General features: G+C 69.8%; 10 protein-coding genes and 1 pseudogene. 6 read left to right on the forward strand and 5 right to left on the reverse strand.

The genetic code is table 11. The features are described 5' to 3' along the window. Window positions 1-176: 176 nt before the first annotated feature. On the reverse strand, window positions 177-1,028 hold the full coding sequence (locus tag FB563_RS31285) for an RNA polymerase sigma factor SigF (protein ID WP_055705069.1): 852 nt from the start codon (window positions 1,026-1,028) through the stop codon (window positions 177-179). A 385-nt stretch (window positions 1,029-1,413) separates the two neighbouring features. Further along, window positions 1,414-2,059 (reverse strand): annotated as a pseudogene (locus FB563_RS44350) (glutamate synthase-related protein); the annotation flags it as partial. 288 nt (window positions 2,060-2,347) lie between these two features. On the opposite strand from FB563_RS44350, the gene FB563_RS31295 reads away from it, so the two are divergent. Then, on the forward strand, window positions 2,348-2,953 hold the full coding sequence (locus FB563_RS31295; RefSeq protein ID WP_055705067.1) for a PRC-barrel domain-containing protein: 606 nt from the start codon (window positions 2,348-2,350) through the stop codon (window positions 2,951-2,953). Then, window positions 2,950-3,402: a PRC-barrel domain-containing protein gene (locus tag FB563_RS31300; RefSeq protein WP_055705066.1), complete on the forward strand. Its 453-nt coding sequence runs from the start codon at window positions 2,950-2,952 to the stop codon at window positions 3,400-3,402. Before FB563_RS31295 ends, FB563_RS31300 begins: the two co-directional genes overlap by 4 nt. Window positions 3,403-3,531: 129 nt before the next feature. Here the strand turns inward: FB563_RS31300 and FB563_RS43205 are convergent, their stop codons facing one another. The 3 genes from FB563_RS43205 to FB563_RS31310 form a co-directional block, all read right to left on the reverse strand. Next, on the reverse strand, window positions 3,532-3,699 hold the full coding sequence (locus FB563_RS43205; protein ID WP_159045464.1) for a hypothetical protein: 168 nt from the start codon (window positions 3,697-3,699) through the stop codon (window positions 3,532-3,534). Between the two features lie 92 nt (window positions 3,700-3,791). Beyond that, window positions 3,792-4,721: a YihY/virulence factor BrkB family protein gene (locus FB563_RS31305; protein ID WP_234357637.1), complete on the reverse strand. Its 930-nt coding sequence runs from the start codon at window positions 4,719-4,721 to the stop codon at window positions 3,792-3,794. Window positions 4,722-4,839: 118 nt separating this feature from the next. Further along, window positions 4,840-5,025 carry a CsbD family protein gene (locus FB563_RS31310; RefSeq protein WP_055705064.1) on the reverse strand — a complete coding sequence of 62 codons (186 nt, stop codon included), beginning with the start codon at window positions 5,023-5,025 and terminating at the stop codon, window positions 4,840-4,842. A 164-nt stretch (window positions 5,026-5,189) separates the two neighbouring features. Here FB563_RS31310 and FB563_RS45585 point away from each other — a divergent pair, with 164 nt between their 5' ends. From FB563_RS45585 to FB563_RS31330, 4 genes are all read left to right on the forward strand, one after another. Further along, entirely contained in the window at window positions 5,190-6,029 is an 840-nt protein-coding gene (locus tag FB563_RS45585) for an ATP-binding protein (RefSeq protein ID WP_425281747.1), read from the forward strand. 301 nt (window positions 6,030-6,330) lie between these two features. After that, window positions 6,331-6,690, forward strand: a complete 360-nt coding sequence (locus FB563_RS44360; protein WP_055705106.1) for an STAS domain-containing protein — start codon at window positions 6,331-6,333, stop codon at window positions 6,688-6,690. Then, window positions 6,687-7,622, forward strand: a complete 936-nt coding sequence (locus FB563_RS31325) for an anti-sigma factor RsbA family regulatory protein (RefSeq protein ID WP_199832753.1) — start codon at window positions 6,687-6,689, stop codon at window positions 7,620-7,622. The genes FB563_RS44360 and FB563_RS31325 overlap by 4 nt, the downstream gene beginning before the upstream one ends. 874 nt (window positions 7,623-8,496) lie before the next feature. Beyond that, the gene (locus FB563_RS31330) at window positions 8,497-12,783 is read left to right on the forward strand and encodes a HAMP domain-containing protein (protein WP_055705063.1); all 4,287 of its coding nucleotides are present in this window, start codon (window positions 8,497-8,499) and stop codon (window positions 12,781-12,783) included. Window positions 12,784-12,819 lie beyond the last annotated feature (36 nt).

A 12,819-nucleotide genomic window follows, 5' to 3' on the forward strand; every position in this document is an offset into this window, starting at 1 on the left:
GCGGCGGCCTCGGAGGCCCGGGGTCCGGCTCTTGGTGTCCGCGACCTCCACATCGGCCATCCGGTCCCCTCCCGCGGTCGTCGAACTGCGGGCGGGGTCCTGCCGGCCGGCAGGACCCCGCGGTGTCCGGCGCTGCGCCCGGCCGCGAGGACAGCCGGCTGTCGGGCGCCCGGGCCTCATCCAGTGGTGAGCATGCCTTCGCGCAGGCGGGCCAAGAGACGGGAGAGCAGCCGGGAGACGTGCATCTGGGAGACGCCGAGGCGTTCGCCGATCTGGGCCTGGGTGAGTTCCTCGACGAAGCGCCAGTGGATGAGCTTGCGTTCGCGCTCGTCGAGTTGGGCGATCAGCGGGGCGAGGGTGCGGAAGTCCTCTACCAGGCCCAGGGCGGCGTCCTCGTTGCCGATGAAGTCGGCCAGCGCCGCTTCACCGTCCTCGCTGCCGTTGATCGCCGCGTCGAGGGAGGTCGACCTGTGGCCGTTGGAGGCGAGCTGGGCCTCCACGACCTCCTCCTCGGGCAGGCACATCAGCTCCGACAGCTCCTTGGTGGTCGGCGTCCGGCCGAGCCTGCTGCTCAACTCCTCCTTCGCACAGGCGAGTTGGACGCGCGCCTCCTGGAGTCGGCGCGGTACGTGCACGGCCCAGGAGGTGTCGCGGAAGAACCGCTTGATCTCACCGACGATGTACGGCACGGCGAAGGAGGTGAACTCGACCTCACGGGACAGCTCGAACCGGTCGATCGCCTTGATCAGGCCGATCATGCCGACCTGGACGATGTCCTCCATCTCCTGCGGGCCGCGGCTGCGGAACCGGCCGGCCGCGTAGCGGACGAGGGACATGTTCATCTCGATGAGCGTGTTGCGCGCGTACTGGTACTCCGGCGTGCCCTCCTCCAGCACCGCGAGCTGGTCGAAGAACACCTTGGACAGCTCCCGCGCGTCCCTCGGCGCGACCTTGGAAGGGTCTGCTATCTCCGGTACGCCCGGTACGTCCACTGTCTCCTCGGCAGTTGGTACGACCGTCGTCGCCATCGTGCGCCCCTCCCAGTCGATCGGTTGTGCCCTTGCCGGTCGTCCCCGGCAAGCAGGCGGATACCCGGCAGTCCGAGCGGCATTCCTCCCGCTTCTCTCAGTCCTGCTCCCCGTGGCTGCGTACGACCTCCTTGACCTCGGCCGGCGCGAAGCCCCAGCCCTGCTCCACGGTCGGCTCGGCCGGTACCGCGATCTCGTCGGGGCTGGTAGGGACGACGAGCGCACCGGGCCCGGACCGCCGAGAGCGCGGCGCACGGCGCCGTCCATCTCGGCCGGGCCCGTCCCGGGCATCCCGGTGATGCCCATGGCCTCGGCCACGGCGGCGAAGTCGAGGTCGTCGAAACGGTGCCGCACTCGGGCAGCCCTGCCTGCAAGCCCTGGACGCCGCCGTCCTGTCGGGGACGTCGAGGGCGCGGGCCCGACGGGGTCCTGGGTCGTGACACCGTTGCGGCAGGTGTTCGTGTGGCGCTGGGCTCGGTTGCAGCCGACGGCGAACACCATGGCTCGTGCGGCATTGCCGTAGTCGGGCCCTTGCACCATGCGCTTGACGAGGTGGGTGCCCGTGGCGATCCTGCCGCTGACGCCGACCCTGATCAGGTCGCGCAGGCCGGTCCCCACAAGGACGTTGTGCACGGTGAGCGCGCGGGGTGGAGAACACCCGGTGGTACGGGGCCAGACGACCGTACGGCCCTCGGGCACGTGCGGGACGCGGGCGATCTCGGCGTTCACCTTGGCGCCGGGCGGGACACCGCCGATGCCGGGGGTTTGGCGCCTTGCGACGGTTTCGGGGACAGGCACTTGACGTCGTCCTGCGCGGCCTCGTAGGTGAATTCGGCCGCGTCGAAGTCCCCGTCCCGGGTCCGGCAGCCGAAGTACCCGGTGCCGATCTCCCACAGGAGGTCGCCCCCGGGCCGCGGGTGGTCCTCGGACGGTCCGCCCTCACCGGTGTCCTGGGCGAACCCCCCGGCCGCGACACCTCGTACGCCAGCCGGCACCCGCTGCCGCCCGACAATGCCCGCCGCCCTGGAAGAAGACCACGGCTGACCTGATGTCTCCCACTCGCGCCTCACGGGTGCGCCGGAGGCGTGCAACGCCCTTACCGCGGGCAACCGGATAGCCCAGGGACGTGCACACAGCGCGACGGCCCGGGTGACGACGCAAGCAAGGAGGTCCGCGATGGAATGGTGGGGCTGGGTGGTCCTGCTGATCGCGGTGGCAGGATTGCTCGCCGCGACAACGTTGGCAGTCCAGGCGAAACGCCGTAACGGCACGGTGATCGCGGTGCGTTCGGGTCACCGGAGCAGCGGGGAGGGGGGACGGTGAACACCCTGATGCTCGCCTCCGAACTGACCAAGCGCGTGGTCGTGACGCTGGGCGGCGAGGCGGTCGCCCAGATCCGCGACACCGTCTTCGACGCTCGGGCCGGTCGGATCACGGGCTTCACCCTGAGCGGACGCGGGCTGTTGTCCGGCCCTCTCAAGGAGAGCCTCCCCTTCTCCGGAGTGCACGCCATCGGACCGTCCGCCGTGATGATTCCCAGTGAGGCGGTCCTGGAGAACCGCGACGCGGTCGTGGGGACCGGCGAAGCCGAACGCGGTCAGGTCATCGGCGCGCCCGTCCTCACCGACCAGGGGACCGAGGTGGGCACAGTCCTGGACGTGGTGATCGAGGCCGGCACCGCCGGACGGGTCATCGGATTCGAGATCGCCGCCCACGAGAACCTCGATTCCCGGAAGCGGAAGACGTTCATCCCGCGCGGGGAGACACTGGCCGTCTCCGGCCGGGCCCTGGTCGTCCCCGCGCACGCCAGCCGTTTCGTCGCCGACGACCTCCCCAGCTTCAGCGCTCAGGTCGAGGCCTTCCGCGCCCAGGCCGCGCAATCACGCGCCGGCGTGCCCGCGGCCGGAGAAGGAGGTGCGGCATGATGATGTTCTCCCAGGCCCTGGGCCTGCCCGTGATCACCTCCGTAGATGCCGAACAGCTCGGGCGCGTGGAGTCGCTGACCATCGATGCCCGCAACGGGCGGGTCGCCTGCCTGCGTCTGTCCGGGGCTCCGAAACACGCCACGACCATCGCCTGGAACGCGATCGAAGCCGTCGGCCGGGACGCCGTCATCGTGCGCTCCCGCACCGGCACCGATCCGGGGCAGAGCGACGTTCCCACCCACCACGAGGCCCTCGGGCACCGGGTCCTGACGGAACACGGCACCGCGCACGGCACCGTCAAGGACATCGCCTTCGACAACACGACCGGGCGCATCCTCACGCTCTACACGGCGCTCGGTGACGTCCCCGCAGACCAACTCCTCGGCCTCGGCTCCTACGCCGTGGTGGTCCGCGTCGAGCCCGCCGGGGCTCCGGGGGCACGGGGGTGAGCTGCGCGCGGTCGTAGCCACCCGGGGTCCGATATCGGCGGCCTCCTCGTCCGGTCGGCGGTCGGCAGACGCAACGGAGACGCGACGGGCCGGTCGCCGGGGCGGACGTGCGTTGTCCCCCCTCCCGCGTCAGGCATGCGGCAGGCTCAGGCCCGACCGGCGGTGTACGACTTCAGCGGCGGACGGGACGGCCAGGGGCCGGATCACGTACAGGCCCACCGGCCGGCCCACCGGTCCATCGCGCAGCTCGTCGAGTCCCGCGCCGGTGCTCAAAAGGACGGCGGCGACCAGTGCCACGCCGGGACTCGTACGCTTCGGATTGCGTCATGTCACTCCCTCCCCCGCTCGCCCCGCGCTGCCGGCACTGACGACGGTCACGACCCGGACCGTCAGCCGGGAGGCTGCGCGGGCGGGGACGCGGAGCCGGTGATCGCTGCCGGCCGTGGCGCGCCAGGTTTCGCCAACTCGGCGTTGAACTGGGCGCCGATCAGAAGCGCGAGGTTGGACAGCCACAGCCAGACGAGAAAGACCACCACGCCTGCCAGCGAGCCGTACAGGCGGTAATAGGTGCTCACATGCGAGGCGTAGACGGTGAAGCCCAACGAGACGATCAGCAGGAGCAGGATCGCCAGGCCGCCGCCCGGCGCCATCCTCCGCACGGGTCTCGAGCAAGACGGACCCGAACGGTAGAGCACCAGCACCAGGGCGCCCGCGACGGCGGCCAGGACAGGCCAGCGCAGTGTGTCCCACGCGGTGTGGGGCACGGTGCCCAGGTTCAACGCCCGGCCCAGACGCCCGGCCAGGCTGCCGCTCACCAGCAGCGCGAGAGTGGTGGTCACCAGCAGGCTGATCAGCACGATCGCCGTGACGATGATGCGGGGGGCCGTGCGCCACACCGGCCGGTGCGCACTGACGTGGTGGATCGCGTGCAGGGCCCTGCGAAAGACGCTCAGGTAACTGCAGCCCGACCACAACGCGCCCACGACACCGAAGAACACCAGCATCCATGCCGCTGACGACTGACCGGCCATTTGCCGGAGTGCGCTGCGCAGCAGTCCGCGCGAGGTGGCCGGGACGACCCCCGTCATCCGGTCGATCACCTCAGGAGTCGTCTTGGGCATGGTCAGCCCGATGACCGAGAGGATGACCAGCAGTACGGGGAACAGGGCCAGGACCGCGTAGTACGTCAGGGCGGCCGCCCAGTCCATGACGTCGTCGTTCCAGATGGACACCGGTGTCCGGCGCAGCGCCGCCCACCACCCGTACCGCCGACCGCCGGCCTGCCGCATCACCGCAACGCCCTCTCCACGCACCCTCATCCACTCGCCCCGGCAGTCCCTCTCCCTCGGCGGCTCGACGCCGGAGAGCCGCGGAAGTATGCGTACGAAGGCGGGCCACGGCCCGATCAGCCATGACCCGCGTTCGTGGGTGTGCCGTTCAGTCCCCGAAGATGTCCTTCGCCGCGTCCTTGGCCTTCTCCCCCGCCTGCCTGACGTCACCTTCGACCTGGTCGGCCTTGCCTTCGGCTTCCAGACGCTCGTTGCCGACCGCCTTGCCGACCGCTTCCTTGGCCTTGCCCTTGATCTTGTCGCCGGCGTTGCCTGCCTTGTCCGCGCCGCTCATCGAAACCGCTCCTTCCCAGCCCGGGCTCGTCGTGTTCCCCGGCACCTGTACCCGCGCCGCCCCGGATGATGTCCCCTCCATGACCGGACCACTCGCACGGCAGCCGTGGACGGCGCTCTCCGCGCCGCGTGCCCCGGCCGGCCCGGCATCGTCACCATGACGTCGTGATCGCGACACTCTGCGGTCATGCCTGGGACCGTGTTTTGTGGGTATCCGGGGGCCTGATGAAAACCGGCGCTTCGGAACGTGAGGCGGTGTACATGGACGCGGCTGGGCATGATGAGTGCCAGTTGCCACTCATAGCGGGTCCGCTAGCGGTGTCCGCAGCCTTCGAGGGCAGCGAGGAGATCGCCAAGGCTCGTGAGCTGGCCCGTCGCTTCCTGACGGATGTGCAGGCGCTGCGCGGTCTGCCGGTGTCCGGCCGCGCGATGGGCATGGTTCAGCTGGTGGTGAGCGAGCTGGTGACGAATGCCCGAAAGTACGCGCCTGGCCCGTGCCTGTTGACGCTGAAGATCGAAGACCGGGCCGCCCAGGTGAGCGTCTGGGACAGCGGTACGGCAGTGCCGGCCGTCCTGGCGCCGGACCCGAGCCGCATCGGGCAGCACGGGCTCGAGATCGTGATGGCGGTCTGCCAGAGCTTTGCCGTTCGCCGGGAGCCGGTGGGCAAGCGCATCACGGCCACGGTGGCGTTGGCCGCTGATCCCGGCGGAGACGCCTCGGTCACCAGCCGATGTGACCACGCCCGGTTGGGACGGGGTCGCCCTCGATTTCCGCCGACGGCTGACACCGGTGAAGCCGGTTGCGAACGCGCCATTCTGGCCCGCACGGCGGGTCTCCTGTACGGCCAGGCAGAAGACGCGGGACGGTGCGCACGGCCGGCGGGGACTCGTGCCGTGCGAAGTCAGCGGCATCGCCTTTTGGCGGGGTCTTGTCTGCTCCCGGCTGGGCGGACTTCGGGAGGCTGTCGAGCATGTTGTCCCACGTGTGAACCCCAGCACTTCTGATGGCTGTTTCCGGAAACCCCTCGCCCCCGCCCGTCAGGGAGAAGCGTTCTGGCTCGGGACGTGTGGGCTCGCCCCTACGCCTCGGCCTGATCATCGGTCATGGGCCCGACCGCTGGCGGACCGTAGCCCCCTCACCAGTGACCGATGATCTCCCCGGCAAGCTCTGCGCGATACCGCCGAATCCCGGCCGTCGGACAACTCGCCCGGGTTGGCGTCATAAGCCTGGTATAGATGGACAGCGGCCGTACTCATCCGGGTGCACGCCGTCGAGGGGCGATTCGGGCAGAGTGAGGGGAAGAGCGTGGATGTCCCACTCGAAACGGAGGGGCACTGCACCGTGCCGTCAGACGGCGGGGCATGGCTGGAAGTTCGTCCGCTGCTGGAGCGCCCAGGCGTGTATGCAAAAGGCGAGGTCGGCGTGAGCACGCGGCCGATGTGGCAGGAAGCCCTCTGCCGGCTGTCACGGCGGAGCGAGAGCTGCCTGTACGTCGAGATGTCCCGGCTGACGTTCATCGACGTGGCCGGGGTGACGGATCTGGCGATGACCGCACGGTCACTGAGTGGGGATCGTCTGCTCGTCCTTGAACAACCACCGCCCCAGGTACCGCGCATTCTGGACTTGTTCTGGTCCGGCCTGGGCGGGATCGAGGTGGCTGCATGACCGGCACCGCCCCCGGGCCCCAGGAGTTCGTGCACCCGGCGCTGTTCTACAGCGGGGAGCAGCAGTATGTGGCAGGTACAGTCCCCTTCGTCCTCGAGGGGCTGGCCAGGGAGGAACCGGTTGCGGTCGCCGCGCCGCCGGACCGACTCCAGCTGATCAAGGACCGGCTCGGTGACCAGGCCCGCCGTGTTCACTTCGTGGACATGACGCAGGCCGGCCGGAACCCGGGGCGGATCATTCCCGGAGTGCTGCGCCGGTTCGCCGATGCCCATGCCGGTGGACGGGTGCGCATCATCGGTGAGCCGATCTGGCCCGGTCGCAGCGCGGCGGAGTACCCCGCGTGCGTGCAGCACGAGGCGCTGATCAACGCGGCATTCACCGGCCGCGCCGTCACCATTCTGTGCCCGTACGACGTCGCCGGGCTCGACCAGGAGGTGCTGAAGGACGCCTTGGCCACCCACCCGGTGGTGGTCGCCGAGGGGAGCGAGACGGCTTCGGCGGCGTACAGTCCCGAGGAGATCGTCGCCCGGTACAACCAGGCTCTGCCCGTGCCGTCCGCCGCCCAGGCGACGAAGTTCGAAGGCAGTGGCCAATTGCCGACGGTACGCGAGTTTGCCGTACGGCAGGGCGAGCGGCTGGGGTTGGAGGGGACGCGGCTGCAGGATCTCCAGCTGGCGGTGGCAGAGCTGACCACCAACAGCGTCGTTCATGGAGCCGGTGGCGGCACGCTGCGGATCTGGGCGGAGGACAAGCAGGTCGTCTGCGAGGTGCAGGACGCGGGCCGGCTCACCGATCCACTGGCCGGCCGGCGCCCCCCGGCACCCGAACGGCCCGGCGGCCGGGGCCTGCTCCTCGTCAACCACCTCGCCGACCTCGTTCGCATCCACACCAGTGAGGCGGGTACCACGATCCGCTTCTACATCGACCGCTGATCCCTACTGACCCGGCGGCATCGAGACCGCTCGCCCCCCAGCCGACCACAACCCGCGCCTCCCGCCGAGCCGTTGACCGGGACTAGGACGACAAGGAGGCTGCAGTCGTCGGGCAGCTCGGCGGCGGCTTGCCGGTGCAGCAGGGCATGGATTTCGGTCGGTACCGAGCCCGGCCGTCACGGTGGCGAGCGCGGTGGCGAGTTGTTCCGAACGCCATCCCGGGCGATCGGATGTTCTCGTCCCGGCTCGCCGTTCGGCTCGTGGTGGACGCCGGATAGCCGACGGCGGGGCGTGCGGCCTCCAAAGCATCGAAGTCGGTCCACGTACTGTACATGCCGACCCGGCCGTCACAGGGACCCGACACAGCCATCATGAAAGCCCGCGGGTGCTCTGCTCCCCCATGGCGAGCCGGTGCTCGTGCGGCCGGTGCTTCGGCGGAGCAAGCTGTCTGTCCGGCGTGCGGAACGGGGTCGGCCCGGGTGTACAGCCGGTACGCACGGCGGCCGACGGACGCGCGGTCGGCCGTCGCCCGATGGACGATCGATGCACAGGTTCGGCGGTTGCGCGCTGCAGGGGGCGTCACTACGTCAGCACTCCTGCGGCACGATCGTGGTGGACACCGAGACGCGAAAACCAGGTCAGGTACCCCGTGGCTCCGGTGTCATGCGTGCCTCTTCGTGGCGGATTCCTTCCCCGGTGCGCAGCGACCGGAGGCTTTGTTCGGCGGGTACCGAGTGGGTTAGCCTGCGGCGTATTTTCCTCCCGCCTGAGGCCTTGAGGTGAGGGAATGCAGAACGTTCACGGGCCCACCGGCCCACCAGGGTGTTCGAGTCTTCACTGCTGAGGGCTCCAGGGGAGCGGGACGAGGGTGCGCATGACCAGCGACAGGACCGAGCTCGTCGACGCCGGGCCGGGCGACGGGGAGCTCAGACAGCTTCTGGCGGGGCTGACGGCCGTGCGGGACGGCGACTTCGGCACACGTCTGCCGGAAGACGCCGGCGGTCTCATGGGCGACATCGCGACCGTGTTCAACGGCATGGTCGACCAACTGTCCGTGTTCACCTCCGAGGTGACGCGCGTGGCCCGGGAAGTCGGCACCGAGGGGACGCTCGGCGGGCAGGCGGAGGTGCCGGGGGTCTCCGGAACCTGGGCCGACCTGACCGACTCGGTCAACGCCATGGCCGGGAACCTGACCACCCAGGTCCGTGACATCGCCCAGGTGGCCACGGCCGTGGCCAAGGGCGACCTGTCCCAGAAGATCGACGTGCCGGCGCGCGGGGAGATCCTGCAGCTGAAGGAAACCGTCAACACGATGGTGGACCAGCTCTCCGCCTTCGCCGACGAAGTCACCCGCGTCGCCCGCGAGGTCGGCACCGAAGGACGCCTCGGCGGCCAGGCCAAGGTGCCCGGTGTCGCGGGGGTGTGGCGGGACCTCACCGACTCGGTCAACTTCATGGCGGGCAACCTCACCAACCAGGTCCGCAACGTCGCCCAGGTGACGACCGCGGTGGCCAAGGGCGACCTGTCGCAGAAGATCACCGTCGACGCACGCGGCGAGATCCTCGAACTCAAGAACACCATCAACACGATGGTCGACCAGCTCTCCGCCTTCGCCGACGAAGTCACCCGCGTCGCCCGCGAGGTCGGCACGGAAGGACGCCTCGGCGGCCAGGCCGACGTCAAGGGCGTCAAAGGCACCTGGCGGGATCTGACCGACTCGGTCAACTTCATGGCGGGCAACCTCACCGCCCAGGTCCGCAACGTCGCCCAGGTGGCGACCGCGGTGGCCGAGGGCGACCTGTCGCAGAAGATCACCGTCGACGCACGCGGCGAGATCCTCGAACTCAAGAACACCATCAACACGATGGTCGACCAGCTCTCCGCCTTCGCCGACGAAGTCACCCGCGTCGCCCGCGAGGTCGGCACCGAAGGACGCCTCGGCGGCCAGGCCGACGTCAAGGGTGTGTCGGGCACTTGGAAGGCCCTCACTGACAACGTGAACGTGATGGCGTCGAACCTGACCGGCCAGGTGCGCTCCATCGCCCAGGTCGCCACGGCCGTCGCGCGGGGCGACCTGTCCCGCAAGATCACGGTCGCGGCCGAGGGGGAGGTCGCCGCACTGGCCGATGTGATCAACACGATGGTCGACACCCTGTCCGCGTTCGCCGACGAAGTCACCCGCGTCGCCCGCGAGGTCGGCACCGAAGGACGCCTCGGCGGCCAGGCCCACGTGCCGAACGTGGCCGGCACGTGGAAGGACCTCACCGACAACGTCAACTCCATGGCGAACAACCTGACCGGTCAGGTACGCAACATCGCGCTGGTGACGACCGCCGTGGCCGGGGGCGACCTGTCGAAGAAGATCGACGTGGACGCACGCGGCGAGATCCTGGAACTGAAGACGACCATCAACACGATGGTGGACCAGCTCTCCGCCTTCGCCGACGAAGTCACCCGGGTCGCCCGCGAGGTCGGCACCGAAGGACGCCTGGGCGGCCAGGCCGAGGTGGAGGGCGTCTCGGGCACCTGGAAGCGGCTCACGGAGAACGTCAACGAGCTGGCAGGCAACCTGACCCGTCAGGTACGGGCCATCGGCGCCGTGGCCAGCGCCGTGGCCGAGGGCGACCTGACCCGCTCGATCACGGTGGAGGCCTCCGGCGAGGTCGCCGAGCTCAAGGACAACATCAACTCCATGGTGGAGTCGCTGCGCGAGACCACCCGGGCCAACCAGGAGCAGGACTGGCTCAAGACGAACCTGGCGCGCATCGCCGGCCTCATGCAGGGCCACCGGGATCTGCCTGTGGTGGCTGAACTCATCATGGACGAGCTGACACCGCTGGTGTCGGCCCAGTACGGCGCCTTCTACCTCGCCGAGGACGGTGAGCGCGGCCCGGAGCTGCGGCTTGTCGGCTCCTACGGCAGGCCCGACGACGACGGGCGGCCCACCCGGTTCTCCTTCGGCCGCTCACTGGTCGGCCAGGCCGCACGCAGCCGCCGTACCATCACCGTCGACGAGCTGCCCCAAGGCTACGTGACCATCTCCTCCGGGCTCGGCCAGGCGGTGCCGGCCGCGCTGATCCTGCTGCCGATCCTCTTCGAGGACCAGGTCCTCGGCGTCATCGAGCTGGCGTCGGTCACCGCCTTCACGCCCGTCCACCGGGACTTCCTGGAACAGCTCCGCGAGACGCTCGGCGTCAACGTCAACACGATCGTGGCCAACGCCCGCACCGACGAGCTGCTGGAGGAATCTCAGCGGCTGACCGCCGAGCTGCAGGCGCGTTCGGCCGAGTTGCAGTCCCAGCAGGACGAGCTGCAGCGCTCCAACTCCGAACTGGAGGAGAAGGCCTCGCTGCTGGCGGCGCAAAACCGCGACATCGAGGCGAAGAACCTGCAGATCGAACAGGCCCGGCGGGAACTCGAGGCGCGCGCCCAGCAGTTGTCGCTGGCCTCGAAGTACAAGTCGGAGTTCCTGGCCAACATGAGCCACGAGCTGCGCACTCCGCTCAACAGCCTGCTCATCCTCGCCCAGCTCCTCGCTCAGAACCCCTCGCGCAACCTCACCCCGAAGCAGGTCGAGTACGCGGGAATCATCCACTCCGCGGGCAGCGACCTGCTGCAGCTGATCAACGACATCCTGGACCTGTCGAAGGTCGAGGCAGGCAAAATGGACGTCACCCCGGAGCGGGTGCCGCTGCGCCGGCTCATCGAGTACGTCGAGGCCACCTTCCGGCCCATGACCACCCAGAAGGGGCTGGAATTCGCGGTCACCACCGCGGCGGGCGCGCCCGCCGACCTGCTCACCGATGACTCCCGGCTACGGCAGGTGCTGCGCAACCTGCTGTCCAACGCGGTGAAGTTCACCGAGCAGGGCAGTGTCGAGCTGGCCATCGAGCCCGCAACGGACGACGAGGTTCCGCAGGACGTCGTGCGCGGCGGTGCCGTCGTGGCGTTCCGGGTGCGCGACACCGGCATCGGTATTCCGGAGCAGCACCTGGAGTCGATCTTCGGGGCGTTCCAGCAGGCGGACGGCACCACGAGCCGCAAGTACGGCGGAACCGGCCTCGGACTGTCCATCACCCGGGAGATCGCGCATCTGCTCGGCGGTGCCGTGGCGGTGGACAGCGCGCCCGGCCGGGGCAGCACCTTCACGCTGTACCTGCCGGTGGCCCGGCCGGACTTCGAGGAGCTGCTCGAGGCCGCTTGGCCCACCCCGAACAGCCCGAAAGAACCGGCAGAACTCGCATCGGCCGCCACCGCGGGACAGACCACCGCTCCCCCGCAGCCGGCCATTCCCCAGCAGCGGCCGCGCCGACTCCTGGTGGTGGAGGAACGGCCGCGCGGCCTGCTGACCCTGGTCGCCGAGAGCGTGGTCGCGGACGTGGCCCGGCACCGCCCGGACGACGGCTTCCCGCTGCCGGCGGTGGACGTCATCACCGCCGTCGGAGCGCTGGAGGCAGCGGGCGCACTGGCCACCGAGTCCTGCCACTGCGTCGTACTGGACCTGGACATGTCCGGCGGGGAGGCGGGCCGGTTCCTGCAGGCACTCGAAGGCGACTCGGGGCTGGCGAGCGTACCGGTACTCGTCCACAGCAGCCACCGGCCGGAGGTGGCACGGGCCGAAGCGCTGCGCTCCCACCGCGACGACGGGTCCCTGGAGTTCCTGTCCAGCCTGGACGAGCTGCGCGAACGCATCGCCCTGCACCTGGCCGCCGAGGCACCCGGGGAGGTGCTCTCCCTGGTCCGGGTCGAGGACCCGCAGGACCTCGCACCCCCGGTGGACGACAGCTTCCGGGGCCGTACGGTCCTGGTCGTCGACGACGACGCACGCAACCTGTTCGCACTCAGCGGGATCCTGGAGATGTACGGCTTCCGGGTGCTGCACGCGGAGAACGGGCGCAAGGGCATCGACACGCTGCTCGCCAACCCCGACATCGCGTTGGTGCTGATGGACGTGATGATGCCGGAGATGGACGGCTACACGGCCACCTCCGAGATCCGCAAGCTGCCGCAGTACGCCGAGCTGCCGATCATCGCGGTCACCGCCAAGGCGATGCCCGGCGACCGGGAGAAGTCCCTCTCCGCCGGCGCCAGCGACTACGTCACCAAGCCCGTCGACACCCGCGACCTCATCGCCTGCGTCCGACGCTGGCTTTCCGCGTGAGCGCGCCGGTGCCTCCCGCCGACGGGGCGAGTACAG

The sequence above is a fragment of the Streptomyces puniciscabiei genome (assembly GCF_006715785.1).
Lineage (GTDB): Bacteria > Actinomycetota > Actinomycetes > Streptomycetales > Streptomycetaceae > Streptomyces > Streptomyces puniciscabiei.

What these genes read in the sequence shown, in the direction of transcription:
- FB563_RS31285 (WP_055705069.1), bottom strand. Translation starts at nt 1,028, where the DNA reads ATGGCGACGACGGTCGTACCAACTGCCGAGGAGACAGTGGACGTACCG.
- FB563_RS31300 (WP_055705066.1), top strand. Translation starts at nt 2,950, where the DNA reads ATGATGATGTTCTCCCAGGCCCTGGGCCTGCCCGTGATCACCTCCGTA.
- FB563_RS31305 (WP_234357637.1), bottom strand. Translation starts at nt 4,721, where the DNA reads ATGAGGGTGCGTGGAGAGGGCGTTGCGGTGATGCGGCAGGCCGGCGGT.
- FB563_RS31310 (WP_055705064.1), bottom strand. Translation starts at nt 5,025, where the DNA reads ATGAGCGGCGCGGACAAGGCAGGCAACGCCGGCGACAAGATCAAGGGC.
- FB563_RS31325 (WP_199832753.1), top strand. Translation starts at nt 6,687, where the DNA reads ATGACCGGCACCGCCCCCGGGCCCCAGGAGTTCGTGCACCCGGCGCTG.
- FB563_RS31330 (WP_055705063.1), top strand. Translation starts at nt 8,497, where the DNA reads ATGACCAGCGACAGGACCGAGCTCGTCGACGCCGGGCCGGGCGACGGG.